We start from the raw sequence: 16,704 nt of genomic DNA, 5'->3' as shown, positions 1-16,704 counted from the left end.
AAGCCCGCTCCTGGGCCTTTGCGGCGGCCTGCGGCAGGGGGATCGTGGGCCGCATGAGATCAGCGATCCTCAAGACCGCACTCTGCGCGGCGCTCGCGGGCGCCCTCCTGGCCCCGCCCGCCCAGGCGGCCGCCCCGCCCGCCACCTTCCCGCTGCCGGCGGGGTTCCAGCCGGAGGGCATCGAGATCGGCCCTGGCCCGCACGCCTACTTCGGATCGCGGGCGACCGGCGACATCTACCGCGCCGACCTGCGCACCGGCCAGGGGAAGATCATCAGCAAGGGCCCGGGCACCCAGTCGCTCGGCCTCAAGTCCGACGACCGCGGGCGGCTGTTCGTCGCCGGGGGCAACGCCGGCGACGCACGCGTCATCGACCTGCGCACCGGCGCGGTGATCAGGTCGTACCAGCTCGCCACCGGCACCGCGTTCGTCAACGACGTGCTGCTCTTCCGCGACGCCGCCTGGATCACGGACTCGGCCAACCCGGTGCTCTACAAGCTCCCGCTCGGCCGCCACGGCGGGCTACCGCGGGAGGCGGTGACCATCCCGCTCACCGGCGCGATCCAGTTCGCCACCGGCACCAACGCCAACGGCATCGCCCCCACGCCCGACCACAGGAACCTGCTCGTCGTGCAGTCCAACACCGGCAAGCTGTTCAGGACCGACCCGCGCAGCGGCGTCACCACCGAGGTCGACCTCGGCGGCGAGTCGCTCGCCAACGGCGACGGCCTGCTGCTGCGCGGCCGCACCCTGTACGTGGTGCAGAACCGGCTGAACACGGTGGCCGTGGTCCGCATGAGCGCCGACGGCTCGTCGGGACGGGTCGTCGACCGGCTGACCGACGACCGGTTCGACGTGCCGACCACGGTGGCGGCCTTCGGAGGGCGCCTCTACCTGCCGAACGCCCGCTTCACCACCCCGCCGGCCCCCGACACCGCCTACGACGTGGTGTCCGTCAAGGCCCGGCACTGACCGTCAGGACGGGGGCCGGATCGAGGCCAGATACTCCTCGAACGGGACGACGTCCTCGGCCTCCGCGCCGCCGGCCCGCTTCCCGTTCCCGTTCCCGGGCGGCGCGGCGTGCGGGGTCCGGCGGCCCATGAGGTCGGCCAGCTCCGACGCCGCGCGGGCGATCCGGTCGGACAGCCCGTCGGTGAAGGCGTCGCCGCCGCCGCCCCAGTCCTCGGAGGCCGCGTACACGGCGGTCGGCGTCACCACGGCGCGCAGGTACGCGAAGAGCGGACGCATGGCGTGCTCCAGCACCAGCGAGTGCCGGGGCGTGCCGCCGGTGGCGCCGATCAGGACCGGCTTGCCCGCCAGCGCCTGCGGGTCGAGCACGTCGAAGAACGACTTGAACAGCCCGCTGTAGGAGGCGGTGAACACCGGGGTCACGGCGATCAGGCCGTCGGCCCCGGTGACGGCGTCGATCGCCTGCCGCAGCCGGGTGTTCGGGAAGCCGGTGACGAAGTTGTTGGCGATGTCCACCGCCAGGTCGCGCAGCTCGACGACGGTCGTCTCGGCCGCGCCGCCGAGCCGCTCGCCGGCGGCCTGCGCGAGGCGGTCGGCGAGCAGGCGGGTGGAGGACGGCTGGGTCAGCCCGGCCGTCACGACGACGAGCTTCATGCGTTGACCTCCTTGACGTTCTCGGCTTCCCGGGCGGCGACCAGGGACGCGTGGGTGGGGGCGTCGGGGACGCCGGCCGGGCGGCCGATCGCGAACTCCCTGCGCAGCACCGGCACGACCTCCTCGCCGAGGATGTCGAGCTGCTCCAGCACCGTCTTCAGCGGCAGCCCGGCGTGGTCCATGAGGAACAGCTGCCGCTGGTAGTCGCCGAAGTACTCGCGGAACCGCAGCGTACGGTCGATGACCTGCTGCGGGCTGCCGACCGTCAGCGGCGTCTCGGCCATGAAGTCCTCCAGCGACGGCCCGTGGCCGTACACCGGGGCGTTGTCGAAGTACGGGCGGAACTCGCGGATCGCGTCCTGGGAGTTCTTGCGCATGAACACCTGCCCGCCGAGCCCGACGATGGCCTGCTCCGGCGTGCCGTGCCCGTAGTGGGCGTACCGCTGCCGGTAGAGGCTGATCAGCCGGATGAAGTGCTCCTTCGGCCAGAAGATGTTGTTGGCGAAGAACCCGTCGCCGTAGTAGGCGGCCTGCTCGGCGATCTCCGGAGTGCGGATGGAGCCGTGCCACACGAACGGCGGCACCCCGTCCAGCGGGCGCGGCGTCGAGGTGAAGCCCTGCAGCGGGGTCCGGAAGCGGCCTTCCCAGTCGACCACGTCCTCGCGCCACAGCTGGTGCAGCAGCGCGTAGTTCTCGACCGCCAGCGGGATGCCCTGCCGGATGTCCTGCCCGAACCACGGGTAGACCGGCCCGGTGTTGCCGCGCCCCATCATCAGGTCCACCCGGCCGTCGGCCAGGTGCTGCAGCATCGCGTAGTCCTCGGCGATCTTGACCGGGTCGTTCGTGGTGATCAGGGTGGTGGCGGTGGACAGCACCAGCCGCTCGGTCCTGGCGGCGATGTAGCCGAGCATGGTCGTCGGCGAGGACGGCACGAACGGCGGGTTGTGGTGCTCCCCGGTGGCGAACACGTCCAGGCCCACCTCCTCGGCCTTCAGCGCGATCCGCATGATCGCCTTGATGCGCTCGCCCTCGGTGGGGGTCCGCCCCGTGGTCGGATCCATGGTCACGTCGCCGACACTGAAGATCCCAAACTGCATTTTAGTCACCCACCTGTACTGTTGAAGTTTCAACAGCTATGTAAGCGTCCGGGCATACCGCGTTATTCCAGGGTGTCACAGAGCGTTGATCGCGGCCGCGTCGAGAACCCGGACGGGCGCACCGTGCGCGGCCACCGCGATCATAGCCCGCCCGATCTGCTCCGTCGTGGTCACCGACGACGGGAACACCCGCCGCAGGATCGGATAGAACGGCGCCGCCACCACGTACGCCAGCCGGTAGAGCCGGGTCCTGGACGTGGCCCCGTGCAGCGGCTGGATGTATCCGGGGCGGAACACGAAGGCCTCCAGCGGCAGCGCCAGCAGTGCGTTCTCCGTCTCGCCCTTCACCCTGGCCCACATCGTGCGGCTCCGGGCGTCGGCGCCGATCCCCGACACGTACACGAACGTCGAGCCCGGGCTGAGGCCCGCCAGCGTGCCCGCCGCCGACAGCGTGAAGTCGTACGTGACGCGCCGGTACTCCCGCTCGCCCATCCCCGCCGAGGACACCCCCAGGCAGTAGAAGCAGGCGTCGTACCCGGCCAGCTCGCCCGCGACGGGCGCCAGGTCGAGCAGGTCGGCGTGGCGGATCTCGCGGAGCTTGGGATGCGCGAGCCCGGTGGGGGAGCGGCCGACGGTCAGCACCGCCTCCACCCGGTCGTCGGCCAGGCACTCGCGCAGCACGCCCTGCCCGAGCATGCCGGTGGCGCCGAACACGACGACCCTCATGACCGCAGCCTAACCCCCCAGGTCGGCGGCCGCCTCGCGCAGCCTGCGGCGAACCCACGGCGGGATGTCCAGCCCCCGCGTCGAGATCGCGAGGGCCCAGCGCGGGTCCGCGGTCGCCCCCGGCACCGCGACGCCGGCGCACGCCACCTCCTCGCGGAACTGCCCGTGCTCCTCCACCACCTGGTCCTCGCGCATCCCGCCCAGCTCCGCCTCCAGCTCCTCCGGCCGGACCGGCGTCGCGGGCGTGAACCGCCGCATCCCGGTCTCGGCGAGCAGCGCCCGCCGCGCCTCCCGGGGGAGCGTCAGCATCAGCGCCTTGCCGAGCGCGGTCGCGTGCGGCGCCGCCTCCAGCCCCGTCTGCAGATCCTCCAGGTACGGCGACGCGGGCCCTTCCGCCACCCCCGCGACCACCAGCCGGCTGTCGGCCAGCCGCGCCAGATAGGCGGTGTGCCCGGTGGTCGCCGCCAGGTGGGTGAGCACCGCCCACGCCTCAGGAGGCCGGCGGAAGGCGTCCAGCATGTCGTGGAAGCGCTCGGCCACCTGAGGCCCGAGCAGGTAGTCCCCGGTGGGCCGCCGATGCAGGTAACCCTCGTAACAGAGCGTGCGCACCAGATGGTAGGACGTCGACAGATTCAGCCCGCACCGGCGCGCGATCACCTTGACCGTCAGCGGCCGGTCCGACTGGGAGACCTCCTCCAGCACGCGCAGCGCGCGGGACACGCTACGGATGAGATCGCTGGGTTCCTCGCCATTCATGCACACCAGCATCCGCCGGACCTCCGGTGTGCGCCATCTGAAAACCGGCAGGCTACCCCCGGCGACACCCCGCCGACCCCTCACCGGCCGAGTGTCAATCCAGTGATCACGGCCACGGCCATGATCGCGACCAGCACCCCCGCTCCGATCTTCATCGCCCTGGACCTCATCAGGAGGCCGAGGCAGAACAGCAGTATGGCCGGCGTGAGCAGGACGACACTCATCACCGGGACGGCCCTCCACACGCCTCGGGCCCCGGTGGGGAGTGCCTGGTCTCCCTGCGGGCCGATCGCGGCCGGGAACGTCTCGCCCACCTCCACGTCCGCCACGGTTTTGATGACGATCGGCGCTCTGGCCGGGTCCTCGAACACGAACCGGGCCTCGCAGTCGTAGCGGGTGCTGCGTCTGACCCGGTACGCCCTGCAGGACAGGACGGTCGCGGTCCCGGGCGTCCCTCTCATCCCGAGCGCCGTCCGCACCTCGGGCACGTTCGAGTCGAGGATGAGGAACGGAATCCCCACCAGTGCGAAGACCAGCATGAGCACCCCCAACCCGGCGAACACCTTCGCGCTGGCCTCACCCGCCGGAGAGGAGCCGTCCGCGGTGAGCCGCCGCTCCCGCGCCCGCGCACCGGCGGCCTTCCGCCGCTCCCGCACCGGCGTAGGCTCGGGCCGCCTCCCACCGCTGCCGCCTGTTACGGCGCTCCCGCGTCCTCTTCCCCATGAGATCGTGGACGGCGGCACTTGAGGACTGGTTGTGATCGACTAGTGCGTCCGAGTGGCCCCCAGGATGTCGACCAGGCGTCGGGCTTCGCCGTAGGCAAAAAGAAGGACTCGTGGCTCGGCGGTCAGGTAGAAGACGAGCTCCCGGCCGCGATCCGCGCCGCTGACCCGGCGACGCATCCGCACGAGAAAAGCCCTCGGCGGAGGGCCGAGGGCTGGTGGTGGACGATACTGGGATTGAACCAGTGACCTCTTCCGTGTCAGGGAAGCGCTCTCCCGCTGAGCTAATCGTCCGCGTGGGGAAACCGAGCGGAAGACGGGATTCGAACCCGCGACCCTCACCTTGGCAAGGTGATGCTCTACCACTGAGCCACTTCCGCGCCCGCCCGGATGAACTCCGGGTGACGAGAGAACCATAGCGAATACTCGCCGACTCCCCAAACCGGATTGTCCGTCAGATAGGGATCGACGTGTGCCCGCCGTTGACGGTGACGCGCTGCCCGGTCAGGTACGCGGCCTCGTCGGAGGCCACGAACGCCACCGCCGCCGCGACGTCCCTCGGCGTGCCGATCCGCCCCACCGGCACCTCCGCGACGTAGTCGCCGGCCTCCAGACCGGCGTGCCGCTCGACCGGGATCCAGCCGGGCGCGACCACGTTCACGGTGATCCCGTACGGGCCGAGCTCGCGCGCCCAGCAGCGGGTCATCGCGTGCTGCGCCGCCTTGGCGGCGGTGTAGGCGGAGGTACGCGGCAGCGACCGGTCCACGATGTCGGAGCCGATCTGGATCACCCGGCCCCGGGCGCGCTCCCGCATCGCGGGCAGGCAGGCCTGGACGAGCAGCGTGGGGCTCTTGACGAAGAACGTGAGCTGGTCGAGCTGCGCCTGCCAGGTGAGCTCCTCGACGCCGACCTCGGGCTGCGGGCCGGTGGCGTTCAGCACCAGCGCCTCGACCGGCCCGAGCGCCCGCGCGACCCGGGCCACCAGGCCGGTGACGGCGGCCTCGTCCGTCACGTCCGCCTGGAACGCCTCCGCGTGCCCGCCGGCCGCCCTGATCTCGCCGGCCACCACCTCGGCCCCCGCCGTGTCGGAACGGTAGTTGACCGCGACGGCCCACCCGTCGGCGCCCAGCCGGCGCGCGATCGCGGCGCCCAGGCCGCGCGATGCGCCGGTGACCAGCGCGACTCTTCCCTGCTCATGCACGTCCGCCACCCTATCGAGGCGCATGCGGCGCGCATCGCGGGGTAGCGGTGTGTGAGCCGGAAACCCGTACGAGGGGGAAGGGTCTCATGGTCACCCCGAAGTCTCACGCCGGTACCACGCGCTCGCCCGTACAGAAGGCGGCGCTGCTCGTGGGGGTGGCGTTCCTGATCGTCGGCCTGCTCGGCTTCGTGCCGGGCGTCACCACGAACTACGACACCATGCAGTTCGCCGGGCACCACTCCGACGCGCGGCTGCTCGGCCTGTTCCAGGTGTCGGTCCTGCACAACATCGTGCACTTGCTGTTCGGGGTCGCCGGTCTGCTCATGGCGCGCACGGCGGCCGCGGCCAAGGCGTTCCTCATCGGCGGCGGGGTCATCTACCTGCTGCTGTGGGTCTACGGGCTGCTCGTCGACAAGGAGAGCGCGGCCAACTTCGTGCCGCTGAACACCGCGGACGACTGGCTGCACTTCGTGCTGGGCGTCGGCATGATCGTGATCGGCGGGCTGCTCGGCCGCCGCACCCTCGGAACCAGGCACCGGTGACGCTTCGACCGGCGTCGAAGGGTACCTGGGCTACGGTCACGGTATGGGTAACCCATCCGATGCGGACATCGCGCCGGTCGCGGCGCTCATCGCCGACCCGACCAGGGCCGCGATCCTTACGGCGCTGCTCGGCGGGCGCGCGCTGGCGGCCGGCGAGCTGGCCCGGGTGGCCGGGGTGAGCGCGGCCACCGCCAGCGCCCACCTGGCCCGGCTGCTCGACGGCGGGCTGGTCGGCGTGGTGCGGCAGGGCCGTCACCGCTACTACCGGCTGGCCGGGCACGAGGTCGCGGAGGTGCTGGAGGTGCTGGCCAGGGTGAGCGCGCGGCCGCCCGTGCGGTCGCTGCGGCAGTCGCGGCAGGCCCGGCTGCTGGAGGAGGCGCGCACCTGCTACGACCACCTGGCCGGGCGGGCCGGCGTGGCGCTGCTGGACGCGCTGCGCGGGCTGGGCTGCCTGGACGGTGAGCGGGTCACCCCGGAGGGGGAACGGCTGCTGGCGGAGCTGGGCGTGGACGTCGCGCGGGCGCGCCGGGCCAAGCGCAGGTTCGCGCCCGAGTGCCTCGACTGGACCGAGCGCCGCGCCCACCTCGGCGGCGCGCTCGGCGCGGCCGTCACCGCGATGCTGCTGGAGCGCGGCTGGTACCGCAGGGGCAGTCTGCCGCGCGCGGTCGTGCTCACCGGGGAGGGACGGGAGGGGCTGGCCGCGTTGTTCTCCGGTAAGGAGCTAACATCGCATTCGCCGGTTACCTAAGCGGGAGAAGCACATCATGCGCGACAACGAGGTCGTGAACGTCGGTCCCGATCCCCTCACCTTCGACGACGTCATCCGGGTGGCCAGACACGGCGCCCCCGTCCGGCTCACGGACGACGCGGTCGCCGCGGTCGCCGCCGCCCGTCAGCGGGTGGACGACCTGGCCGAGGCCCCCGTCCCCGCGTACGGGATCTCGACCGGGTTCGGCGCGCTGGCCACCCGCCACATCGACCCGGCGCTCCGCGCGCAGCTGCAGCGCTCGCTGGTGCGCTCGCACGCCGCGGGCAACGGCCCCGAGGTGGAGACCGAGGTGGTGCGCGCGCTCATGCTGCTGCGCCTGCACACGCTCGCCACCGGCCACACCGGCATCCGCCCGACCACGGCCAAGACCCTCGCCGCGCTGCTCAGCGCGGGCATCACGCCGGTGGTGCACGAGTACGGCAGTCTCGGCTGCTCGGGCGACCTCGCGCCGCTCGCGCACGTCGCCCTGACGCTGATGGGCGAGGGCGTCGTACGCGACAAATCCGGAAATGTCACCCCGGCGGCCGAGGCGCTCAAGCAGGCCGGCATCGAGCCGGTCGAGCTCGCAGCCAAGGAGGGCCTGGCCCTCATCAACGGCACCGACGGCATGCTCGGCATGCTCATCCTCGCCATCGACGACCTGATCCGCCTGGCCAGGACCGCCGACGTCAGCGCCGCGATGAGCGTCGAGGCGCTGCTCGGCACCGACCGCGTGTTCGCCCCCGAGCTCCAGGCCCTGCGCCCGCACCCCGGCCAGGCCGCGTCCGCGGCCAACATGGTCAGGATCCTGGCCGGCTCCGGCATCATGGCCAGCCACCGCGACCCCGAGGCGTGCACCCGCGTCCAGGACGCCTACTCGCTGCGCTGCGCCCCGCAGGTCGCCGGCGCCGCCCGCGACACGATCGCGCACGCCGCCGCCGTCGCCGCGCGTGAGCTGGCCAGCGCCGTCGACAACCCGGCCGTGCTCGACGACGGCCGGGTCGAGTCCAACGGCAACTTCCACGGCGCGCCGCTCGCGTACGTGCTGGACTTCCTCGCCATCGTGGCCGCCGACCTGGCCTCGATGTCCGAGCGGCGCACCGACCGCTTCCTGGACGTGGCGCGCAACCACGGCCTGCCCGCGTTCCTGGCCGACGACCCCGGGGTCGACTCCGGCCACATGATCGCCCAGTACACGCAGGCCGCCATCGTCTCGGAGCTGAAGCGGCTGGCCGTGCCCGCCAGCGTCGACTCCATCCCCAGCAGCGCCATGCAGGAGGACCACGTCTCGATGGGCTGGTCGGCGGCCCGCAAGCTGCGCCGCTCCGTCGACGGCCTCACCCGGGTGCTGGCCGTCGAGGTGCTCACCGCCGCCCGCGCGCTCGACCTGCGCCGCCCGCTCACGCCCGCCCCGGCGACCGCCGCCGTGGTCGGGGCGCTGCGCGAGACCGTGCCGGGGCCGGGTCCCGACCGGTTCCTCGCCCCGGAGATCGACGCGGCGGTGCGGCTGGTGGCCGAGGGCGGCGTGGTCGCGGCGGCCGAGTCCGTCACCGGCCCGCTGGGCTAGGACGGCAGCGCGACGATCGCGTCCACCTCCAGCAGCAGCCCCGGCATGAACAGCTTCGACACCTCCACGGTCGTGCTGGCCGGGGGAGTGCCGGTGATGTACTTCCTGCGCACCTGCCCGTACTCGACACGGTCGTCCATGTCGGTCAGGTACGTGCGCAGGAACGCGATGTCGCCGAACCCCGCGCCCTGGTCGGCGAGGATCTCGCCCAGGCACCGGAAGACGTGCTCGGCCTGCTCGGTCATCGACCCCTCGCCGACCAGCCGGCCCCGCTCGTCGAAGGCCGCCTGGCCGGACACGTAGAGCATGTCGCCCACGCGCACCGCGTGCGAGTACATCCCGTTCGTGGCCGGCACCGTCGCGGGGTTGAGCGGCACCGCCCGCCGTTCTCCCGCGACCGGGTCACGCCCGCCCTCGACGTGCCCGGCGACGGCGGTCAGGTCCCGCTCGCCCAGGCCCGCCGCCTCGGCCTCCCGCAGCCGCCGGTGGGCCGCGGTCGCCAGCGTCGCCCCCGGCCACGCGGCCAGGTCCAGGTCCTTGGCCGCCAGCCCGAGCGCGTAGCGGGTCTCCCGCGCGGGCTCGCGCAGCCGCTCCGCCACCGGTCCGAGCGGGGTGCCCGCCAGCACCTCCAGCAGCGCCGCACGATCCACCCCGTGCGCGGTCCCGTACGCGAGCGTCTCCGCGACCAGCACCTGGGCGGGCACGAGAGCGCTCATGACGGCGAGCTTCATGGCCGCGCCCGCGCCGAGCGGGCCGCACTCGCGCACCGTGCCCAACACCTCCAGCACCTCGCGGCAGCCGGACACGTCACCGCCGGCCAGCACCGTCAGCGCGCCCTCGGCGGCCGGGCCGACACTCCCCAGCACCGGCGCGTCCACCAGGCGCACCTCCGGCGGCAGCAGCGAGCGCAGCCCGCGCACCTCCTCCGGGCCGATCGTGGACATCTCCACCACCGTCGCCCCGGGCCGCAGCCCCGGCAGCGCCGCCGCCAGCACCTCACGCACCGCGGCCGGGTCCCGCAGCATCGTGATGACGAGGCCGGCGCCCTCCACGGCCGAGGCGGCCGTCACCCCGGTCCCGCGCCGCCACGTGGTCACCTTGTGCCCGGCGCGCTCCAGCCGCCGGGCCATGGGGACGCCCATGCGTCCCTGTCCGAGAAATGCGATCACGTCCCATAGTGAAGCCGAACGCGTGGTATTCCACCAGCGACTAGATTGCATGGCAGCCATGCCTGACACGAATGCCTTCGACACCGCCACGCTCCGTCTGTTCGACGAGGTCGCCAGGAGCGGATCGTTCACCGCCGCCGCCGAGCTGCTCGGCTACACCCAGTCCGCCGTCTCCCGCCGCGTCGCCGCGCTCGAACGCGCCGCCGGCGGGCCGCTCTTCGAACGCCTGCCCAGAGGCGTCCGGCTGACCCCCGCCGGTCACCTGCTGCACCGGCACGCCGCCGGGGTACTCGACCGGCTCGAACGGGCGGGGGAGGAGCTGGCCGCGCTGCACCGCGGCAGCGGCGGCACGCTGCGCGTCGGCTCGTTCGCCACCGCGAACGCCGACCTGGTGCCCGCCACCCTGAAACGGTTCGCCGACCGCCGGCCGGCCGTCGACCTGCGGCTCGTCGAAGCGCTCAGCCCGCGCCTGATCGAGCGCCTGCACGCCGGGGCGCTCGACGTGGCCGTGATCAGCGACTACCTGGTCGCGCCGCCCGGCGGGCTCCGCCTGGTCCCGCTGCTGGAGGACCGCCTGCTGGTCGCGCTGCCGCGCGACCACCCGCTGGCCGGTCAGGACGACGTCGACCTGCGCGACCTGGCCGGGGAGTCGTGGATCGAGGCCGCCCCGCGCGGCCAGCCCACCCTGCTCCTGGCCGCCTGCGCCGCCGCCGGCTTCACCCCGCGCGGCGGGCTGCGGGTCGCCGAGTGGTCCGGCAAGTTCGGCTTCGTCGCCGCGGGGCTCGGCGTCACGCTCGTGCCGGAGCTGGCCGCCCGCGCCGTGCCGGCCTCGCTCGTCCTGCGCCGCCTGCGCGGGCAGCTGCCCGCGCGGACCGTGTACGCGGCCCTGCCCGAACCGGCGCTCCCGGCGGCGACGGAGCTCGCCGGAATGCTGGGAGAATGGAAGGCGTGTACGACGGATACGCGCACTTAGGAGATCGGTTCGCCTCCGGGCTGCGCGACGTGACGACCGACCTCGCCGCGCTCGACGGCGAGGGCTGGTGGGCCGTCGTGGTCGACTACGAGGGCAAGGTCACCTGCGCCCGCTTCGACCGGGTGCGCCGGGCACCGCTGCCCCCGCCGCGCGGTCCCTGGCACGGCCCGCGCCCCGGCGAGTGGCACAGCTCCCTCGACCGGGCCGCCTACGAGGCCGGCGTGCGCGCCATCCGCGACCACATCGAGCAGGGCGAGGTCTACCAGGCCAACCTCTGCCGCGTCCTCACCGCCCCGCTGCCCGCCGGGTCCGACCCGCTGGCGCTGGCCGCCCGGCTCGCCGCCGGCAACCCCGCCCCGCACGCCGCCGTCATCCACCTTCCCGGCCTCGACGTGGTCTCCGCCTCGCCCGAGCTCTACCTGTCGCGCGACGGCGACGTGGTCGAGTCCCGCCCCATCAAGGGCACCGGCGTCACCGCCGGCGACCTGCTCGAGAAGGACCACGCCGAGAACGTCATGATCGTCGACCTGGTCCGCAACGACCTCGGCCGGGTCGCCGTCCCCGGCAGCGTCGAGGTGCCCGAGCTGTGCGCCGTCGAGGAGCACCCCGGCCTCGTCCACCTCGTCTCCACCGTCCGCGCCCGTCTGGAGCCGGGAGTGGGCTGGGCCGAGCTGTTCGCCGCCACGTTCCCGCCCGGATCGGTCACCGGCGCGCCCAAATCCTCGGCCCTGCGCATCATCAATCAACTCGAACCCGAGCCGCGCGGGCCCTACTGTGGGGCCGTGGGCTGGGTCGACGCCGACCGGCGCACCGCGGCGCTGGCCGTCGGCATCCGCACGTTCTGGATCCGCGCCGGCCAGATCCGCTTCGGCACCGGAGCGGGCATCACCTGGGGCAGCGACCCCGGGCGGGAGTGGCTCGAAACCGAGCTCAAGGCGTCCAGGCTGATCACACTGGCATCCTCAGGAGGAAAGCGATGAACGTCCCGGTCTGGGTCAACGGCGAACTGCACGACCCCGCGCGGGCCACCGTCTCGGTCTTCGACCACGGCCTCATGGTCGGCGACGGCGTGTTCGAGACGATCAAGATCGTCAACGGCAGGTCCTTCGCCCTCACCCGCCACCTCGACCGGCTCAGGCTCTCGGCCCGGCGCATGGACCTGCCCGAGCCCGACCTGGATGCCATCGCCGGCGGCATCGAGCAGTGCCTGGCCGCCGCCCCCGCCTGGCCGCTCGGCCGCATCCGCGTCACCTACACCAGCGGCCCCGGCCCGCTCGGCTCCGACCGGGGCAACCAGGGCGCGACCTCCGTGGTGATCGTCGACGAGCAGAAGCCGTTCCCCGCCGCCGCGGACGTCACCGTCGTGCCCTGGCCGCGCAACGAGCGCGGCGCCCTGTCCGGCGTCAAGAGCACCTCCTACGGCGACAACGCCAAGGCCCTGGCCTACGCCAAGGCCCGCGGCGGCGGCGAGGCGATCTTCGGCAACCTGGCCGGCAACCTGTGCGAGGGCACCGGCTCCAACATCTTCATCGTCCGCGACGGGCGGCTGCTCACCCCGACGCTGGAGGCGGGCTGCCTGGCGGGCGTCACCCGCGCGCTGGTCGTCGAGTGGTCCGGGGCCGAGGAGTCCGACGTGCCGCTGTCCGCCCTCTACTCCGCGGAGGAGGCGTTCCTCACCTCCACCACGCGCGACGTCCAGCCGATCGCCCGCGTCGACGACACCGTGCTGCCCGTCGCCCCCGGCCCGATCACCGCCAAGGCCATGCGGGTGTTCGCCGAGCGCGCCGCCGCCGACCTCGACCCCTGAGTCCGCGCCGGGCCGCCCCCGCCGGGGCGGCCCCGCTCAGGTCAGTAGCTCTTCTGGGTCTGGACGTTGAAGTCGTCCATCTTGACGTCCTTGGCCGGATCCGTCAGCGGGTCGTCGATCTTCAGGACGTCCAGGCCCATCTGGATGTCGGCCGAGTACACGTACCCGTTGTAGTAGTACGCCGACCACGACCCGGCGATGCCCTCCTCCGGGTACGGGCCGCGCTCGAAGAAGCCGATCTCCTTGATGGCGTTGGAGTCGGTGAAGTCGAGGAAGGACACGCCACCCTGATACCAGGCCTGGACCATGATGTCCTTGTCCGGGATCGGCAGCAGCGAGCCGTTGTGGGCGACGCAGTTCTCGGTCTCCTGCTGCTCACGCGGGATCTTGAAGTAGCCGCGCTTCTCCAGCTTGCCGCCGACGATGTCGTACACGGCGTTGGCGCCCTTGGTGGCGGGGATCTCCGAGGTGCAGGTCGGGGACGAGCCGCCGCCCAGCTCGTCGGTGAACAGCACCTTGGTCGCGTCGTTGTTGAAGGTGGCCGAGTGCCAGATCTGGAAGTTCTCCTGGTCGGTGACCTGCTGGATCAGCTTAGGGCTCACCGGGTCGGTGATGTCGAGCAGGAAGCCGTCGCCGAAGCAGGCGGCCGCGGCCAGGTTCTTCTCCGGGTAGGCGGTGATGTCGTGGCAGCCGGTGCCCTCACCCTGGTTCTCGATCGGGAGCTCCGGGGTCGCCAGCACCTTCGCGGAGGCCGGGTCGTCCATCGGGATCTCCACGATCTGCAGCAGCTGGTGAGGCGGCGGGCAGGTCTCGGAGGAGGGCTCGGGCCCGGGGGAGGAGACGTAGACGAGCAGCTTGTCGTCCGTGGGCACCATCGTGTGCGTGTGCGAGCCGCACTCGGTGGCGACGGCTCCCACGTACTTCGGGTTCTTCTTGTCGCTGACGTCGAAGATGCGCAGGCCCTCCCACGCGCCCCGGTCCTCCGTCGAGTCGCAGCCCTCGCCGCTGCGCGGCGCGTCGATCGACAGGATCACCAGGTTCTCGTGCACCGACACGTCGTTCTGCTGCGCCGGGCAGGTGACCTGGCTGACGATCTTCGGGGCGGTGGGGTCGCTGATGTCGAAGATCGAGAACCCGCCGAAGTTCCCCATGTAGAGGTAGTCACCCTGGAAGGCCAGGTCGGTGTTCCAGTCCATCGGGCCGTTGAGCGGGGCGGTGCGCGGCACGTTCGCCACGTGCGTGACGTTCTCGCTCGTCATCACCTCACCCGGCGAGGCCTCGCTCTGCGACGACTGAGGCCGCTGGCTGGCGGGCGGCGCCTCCGCCTCCGGCTCTGGGCTCCCCGCGCATGCGGTGACCAGCAGAAAGGCCGCCCCCAGCGCGGCCCACCGAACCTTGGCGAAGATCACGCCTGTCCCCCTCGTCTCATAGCTCAGTATGGAAGCTATGCCAGAGAGGTCCGGAATGCGCGCGCTATTGGTCACAGTTCTGCTGACATCGTCGGCCCTCGCGGCCTGCGGTGCGGAGGCGCCGCAGCCGTCACCGGTCGGCACCGAGGCACCGGTGATCGTCCCCCAGAGCCCCGGCGCGAAGGCCCGCACCGCGACCCCCGGCGAGCGGATCGGGCAGGTGCCGGCCACCCCCACGGCGGCGGACGTGCGCTTCGCCGAAGGCATGATCCCCCACCACCGGCAGGCGCTGGAGATGACCGCCCTGGCGGCGAACCGCACCACCACGGCCTCCGTGCTCGGCTTCGCCGAGCAGATCGCGCTCAGCCAGCAGCCCGAGATCACCATCATGTCGGAGTGGCTGGCCGCCCTGGGCCGCCGCGTCCCGTCCGGTCACGACCACCAGGGCATGGACGGCTACGGCATGGCGACGGAGGAGCAGCTGAAGGCGCTACGCGCGGCCGAGGGCGGCGTCTTCGACCGCATGTTCCTGCAGCTCATGATCAGGCACCACGAGGGCGCGCTCAAGATGGCGGAGGAGGAGCTGGCCGGGGGCAGGGACCAGCGGATGCGTCTCATGGCCAGGGACATGTATGCGGGCCAGGGCATCGAGATCGCCAGGATGCGCAAGATCCTGGACAAGCTGCCCGCCCGTTGACCCGCTCAGCTGGACCAGAGCATGTTGGACAGCTCGGAGTCGAGATCCATGTAGTCGGTCTCCCGCCCGGCCGGCACCTTCTCGTAGGTGCGGTGCAGGAACTCCGTCAGCGGGGCCAGCGGCACCTCGAACAGCGCCTGCCCGAAGGGGGAGGTCAGACTGATGTGCAGCGTGCGCTCGCCGTCGGCGCGCGCCGGCCACACCTGCACGTCGCCGTCGCCGACCCGCCGGACGATGCCGACGGTCAGCAGCTCACGGGCGAAGATCCACTCGACCGGCTCGTCGTTCCCCACGTGGAAGGCCATGCGGATGGCGTACGGGTCGTCGGCTGTGTAGCTGAGCCCGGCGAGAAGGGGGACGGTAGTACGGTCGGGGACCACAAGCCGAAGGCCAAGCTCGGCGGAGACGGTGGTGCTGTTCATCGTCAGCCAAACCTTTTCGTCGTAGGTCCCCTCTACGGGGCTTTCACTGCTCGGGCGTACTTCGTCCTCGTCCGAGCTATGACGGCGGAACGAAGAAACCCGTTGGAAAGATTCCGCTCCGAGGGCCTTCTGTAACGCAACTCACAGCTGGACATTTAGGCATCTACCTGGCTAAACGGGATCAGTTGGGCCGTATTTGCAAGGGTTTTGCGTGCAGTGGATCTCGTTCAGGGAGCCGCCGACGACCGTTCTCGATAGTGAGCACGTCGGGCGTCTACCCGGGACACGACGATGGTATGCCACGAGCCTGCCACGGCGGTGGGCAACCGCCGCGTTTCACCCCGAATCCTCACCCTGCCGTCTATCGTTTCGCCAGCGGGTGCCGGAGTGCGGTATGGTTTTCCCCGTCGGGCCCCAGCGGGGGCCAGGCGGGGCGGGCGATTAGCTCAGCGGGAGAGCGCTTCGTTCACACCGAAGAGGTCACTGGTTCGATCCCAGTATCGCCCACCACATAGCAGCAGGTCAGAGGCCGGTTCTCCAAGGGAGCGACCGGCCTTTTCGCTGTCTGGACCGTCGTTGGACCGTGGCCCGGGTCGTCACCCGCCCGGGTGGACCGTCACGGGACGGCAGGTCTCGGCACCCTCACCGCGGTCCAGACGGTCCGCGATGTTCAACTGGCCGGCTTCGCTCGGGCCTCTATCCGTGAGCGTGGGTATCGGCGAGGGATGCATACGACGAGATCTACAGTGTAAAGCTGTCGGCCATGCTCAGCGAGTACCTTCCACAAGCCCTTGGCGTGATCCATCAGATTGCCATCGGGCACGGGAGGCCGGGCGGGTCCTCGACGCCCCGGCGCACCTGTCTTGCAGGCCATCCTCCACGCCGGCGGGCGAGATCAGAAACTTGGTGAAGGTGTGGAGATGGCTCGCCACCTCATCGGTAACCCGCTGCGTCTGCCCGCCCAGGCCGACGGCTCGCGAGTCGCTTCGTCCGGGAGATTCGTGCGGAACTGACGTTTCCTCCTCGGGCTCCTGGTTCGCCTCGCTGAGCTATTGACCGGGCCTCAGGTCAGAACCTGGCGACAAGCACGCCCTGCAGGATTTCGAACCTGATGACTTCTGTGGACGGTCAGGAATTTCTCCAGGTGGGCGGCCAGCCTGATCCAGGCTGGCGGCCATGAAATCTCCAGGTAGACGGACACGTAAAGTCCAGGTGGACGGTCAGGTGAGAGGGACGACACCCTTTC

17 protein-coding genes and 3 tRNA genes are annotated in these 16,704 nt (G+C 71.8%); 9 read left to right on the top strand and 11 right to left on the bottom strand.

Features of this window, described 5'->3' with window-relative positions:
• Positions 1 to 53 precede the first annotated feature (53 nt).
• Positions 54 to 971: an SMP-30/gluconolactonase/LRE family protein gene (locus tag KME79_RS31230; protein WP_219548194.1), complete on the top strand. Its 918-nt coding sequence runs from the start codon at positions 54 to 56 to the stop codon at positions 969 to 971.
• Positions 972 to 974: 3 nt separating this feature from the next.
• On the opposite strand, the gene KME79_RS31225 is transcribed toward KME79_RS31230, so the two are convergent.
• From KME79_RS31225 to KME79_RS31190, 8 genes are all read right to left on the bottom strand, one after another.
• A complete protein-coding gene (locus KME79_RS31225; RefSeq protein WP_219548192.1) occupies positions 975 to 1,622 on the bottom strand; it encodes an FMN reductase in 648 nt (215 codons plus the stop codon).
• Entirely contained in the window at positions 1,619 to 2,719 is a 1,101-nt protein-coding gene (locus KME79_RS31220) for an LLM class flavin-dependent oxidoreductase (RefSeq protein WP_219548190.1), read from the bottom strand. Before KME79_RS31220 ends, KME79_RS31225 begins: the two co-directional genes overlap by 4 nt.
• A gap of 75 nt (positions 2,720 to 2,794) precedes the next feature.
• Positions 2,795 to 3,445 (bottom strand): Rossmann-fold NAD(P)-binding domain-containing protein, encoded by a 651-nt coding sequence (locus tag KME79_RS31215; RefSeq protein ID WP_219548189.1) that lies wholly within the window; start codon positions 3,443 to 3,445, stop codon positions 2,795 to 2,797.
• Positions 3,446 to 3,454: 9 nt separating this feature from the next.
• Positions 3,455 to 4,201, bottom strand: a complete 747-nt coding sequence (locus tag KME79_RS31210; protein WP_219548188.1) for an IclR family transcriptional regulator — start codon at positions 4,199 to 4,201, stop codon at positions 3,455 to 3,457.
• 80 nt (positions 4,202 to 4,281) lie between these two features.
• Positions 4,282 to 4,857 (bottom strand): hypothetical protein, encoded by a 576-nt coding sequence (locus tag KME79_RS31205; protein ID WP_219548187.1) that lies wholly within the window; start codon positions 4,855 to 4,857, stop codon positions 4,282 to 4,284.
• Positions 4,858 to 5,142: 285 nt separating this feature from the next.
• A tRNA-Val gene (locus tag KME79_RS31200) sits at positions 5,143 to 5,217 on the bottom strand.
• A gap of 14 nt (positions 5,218 to 5,231) precedes the next feature.
• Positions 5,232 to 5,303 (bottom strand) — tRNA-Gly (locus KME79_RS31195).
• Between the two features lie 74 nt (positions 5,304 to 5,377).
• Complete coding sequence (locus KME79_RS31190; RefSeq protein ID WP_308249114.1) at positions 5,378 to 6,124, bottom strand: SDR family oxidoreductase; 747 nt, start codon at positions 6,122 to 6,124, stop codon at positions 5,378 to 5,380.
• 86 nt (positions 6,125 to 6,210) lie between these two features.
• Between KME79_RS31190 and KME79_RS31185 the strand changes: the two genes are divergently transcribed.
• The 3 genes from KME79_RS31185 to hutH are packed head-to-tail and all read left to right on the top strand — an operon-like array spanning position 6,211 to position 8,981.
• Positions 6,211 to 6,666 carry a DUF4383 domain-containing protein gene (locus tag KME79_RS31185; protein WP_148030770.1) on the top strand — a complete coding sequence of 152 codons (456 nt, stop codon included), beginning with the start codon at positions 6,211 to 6,213 and terminating at the stop codon, positions 6,664 to 6,666.
• Positions 6,667 to 6,709: 43 nt separating this feature from the next.
• Entirely contained in the window at positions 6,710 to 7,414 is a 705-nt protein-coding gene (locus tag KME79_RS31180) for an ArsR/SmtB family transcription factor (RefSeq protein ID WP_219548185.1), read from the top strand.
• A gap of 16 nt (positions 7,415 to 7,430) precedes the next feature.
• The gene (gene hutH / locus KME79_RS31175) at positions 7,431 to 8,981 is read left to right on the top strand and encodes a histidine ammonia-lyase (protein ID WP_219548184.1); all 1,551 of its coding nucleotides are present in this window, start codon (positions 7,431 to 7,433) and stop codon (positions 8,979 to 8,981) included.
• Here hutH and KME79_RS31170 read toward each other — a convergent pair.
• Complete coding sequence (locus KME79_RS31170) at positions 8,978 to 10,150, bottom strand: Rid family hydrolase (RefSeq protein WP_308249113.1); 1,173 nt, start codon at positions 10,148 to 10,150, stop codon at positions 8,978 to 8,980. The two genes, hutH and KME79_RS31170, sit on opposite strands and share 4 nt — an antisense overlap.
• 58 nt (positions 10,151 to 10,208) lie before the next feature.
• On the opposite strand from KME79_RS31170, the gene KME79_RS31165 reads away from it, so the two are divergent.
• From KME79_RS31165 to KME79_RS31155, 3 genes are read left to right on the top strand one after another with little or no spacing between them, the layout of a single operon-like run.
• Positions 10,209 to 11,123, top strand: coding sequence for a LysR family transcriptional regulator (locus KME79_RS31165; protein WP_246640732.1), 915 nt, complete (start codon positions 10,209 to 10,211; stop codon positions 11,121 to 11,123).
• Complete coding sequence (locus KME79_RS31160; protein WP_372452499.1) at positions 11,099 to 12,103, top strand: chorismate-binding protein; 1,005 nt, start codon at positions 11,099 to 11,101, stop codon at positions 12,101 to 12,103. Before KME79_RS31165 ends, KME79_RS31160 begins: the two co-directional genes overlap by 25 nt.
• Positions 12,100 to 12,930 carry an aminotransferase class IV gene (locus KME79_RS31155; RefSeq protein WP_219548178.1) on the top strand — a complete coding sequence of 277 codons (831 nt, stop codon included), beginning with the start codon at positions 12,100 to 12,102 and terminating at the stop codon, positions 12,928 to 12,930. Before KME79_RS31160 ends, KME79_RS31155 begins: the two co-directional genes overlap by 4 nt.
• A 41-nt stretch (positions 12,931 to 12,971) precedes the next feature.
• Here KME79_RS31155 and KME79_RS31150 read toward each other — a convergent pair whose 3' ends face one another.
• Positions 12,972 to 14,339 (bottom strand): LVIVD repeat-containing protein, encoded by a 1,368-nt coding sequence (locus KME79_RS31150; protein ID WP_219548176.1) that lies wholly within the window; start codon positions 14,337 to 14,339, stop codon positions 12,972 to 12,974.
• Positions 14,340 to 14,493: 154 nt separating this feature from the next.
• Between KME79_RS31150 and KME79_RS31145 the strand changes: the two genes are divergently transcribed.
• The gene (locus KME79_RS31145; RefSeq protein WP_308249112.1) at positions 14,494 to 15,036 is read left to right on the top strand and encodes a DUF305 domain-containing protein; all 543 of its coding nucleotides are present in this window, start codon (positions 14,494 to 14,496) and stop codon (positions 15,034 to 15,036) included.
• Positions 15,037 to 15,041: 5 nt separating this feature from the next.
• On the opposite strand, the gene KME79_RS31140 is transcribed toward KME79_RS31145, so the two are convergent.
• Entirely contained in the window at positions 15,042 to 15,458 is a 417-nt protein-coding gene (locus tag KME79_RS31140; RefSeq protein WP_148030778.1) for an SsgA family sporulation/cell division regulator, read from the bottom strand.
• 435 nt (positions 15,459 to 15,893) lie between these two features.
• Here KME79_RS31140 and KME79_RS31135 point away from each other — a divergent pair.
• Positions 15,894 to 15,968: transfer RNA gene (locus KME79_RS31135), tRNA-Val, on the top strand.
• Positions 15,969 to 16,704 lie beyond the last annotated feature (736 nt).

Source organism: Nonomuraea harbinensis (assembly GCF_019396385.1).
Classification (GTDB): domain Bacteria; phylum Actinomycetota; class Actinomycetes; order Streptosporangiales; family Streptosporangiaceae; genus Nonomuraea; species Nonomuraea ferruginea.
The sequence above is the reverse complement of the archived record's forward strand: the minus strand, read 5'-3'. Positions and strand labels throughout refer to the sequence as shown.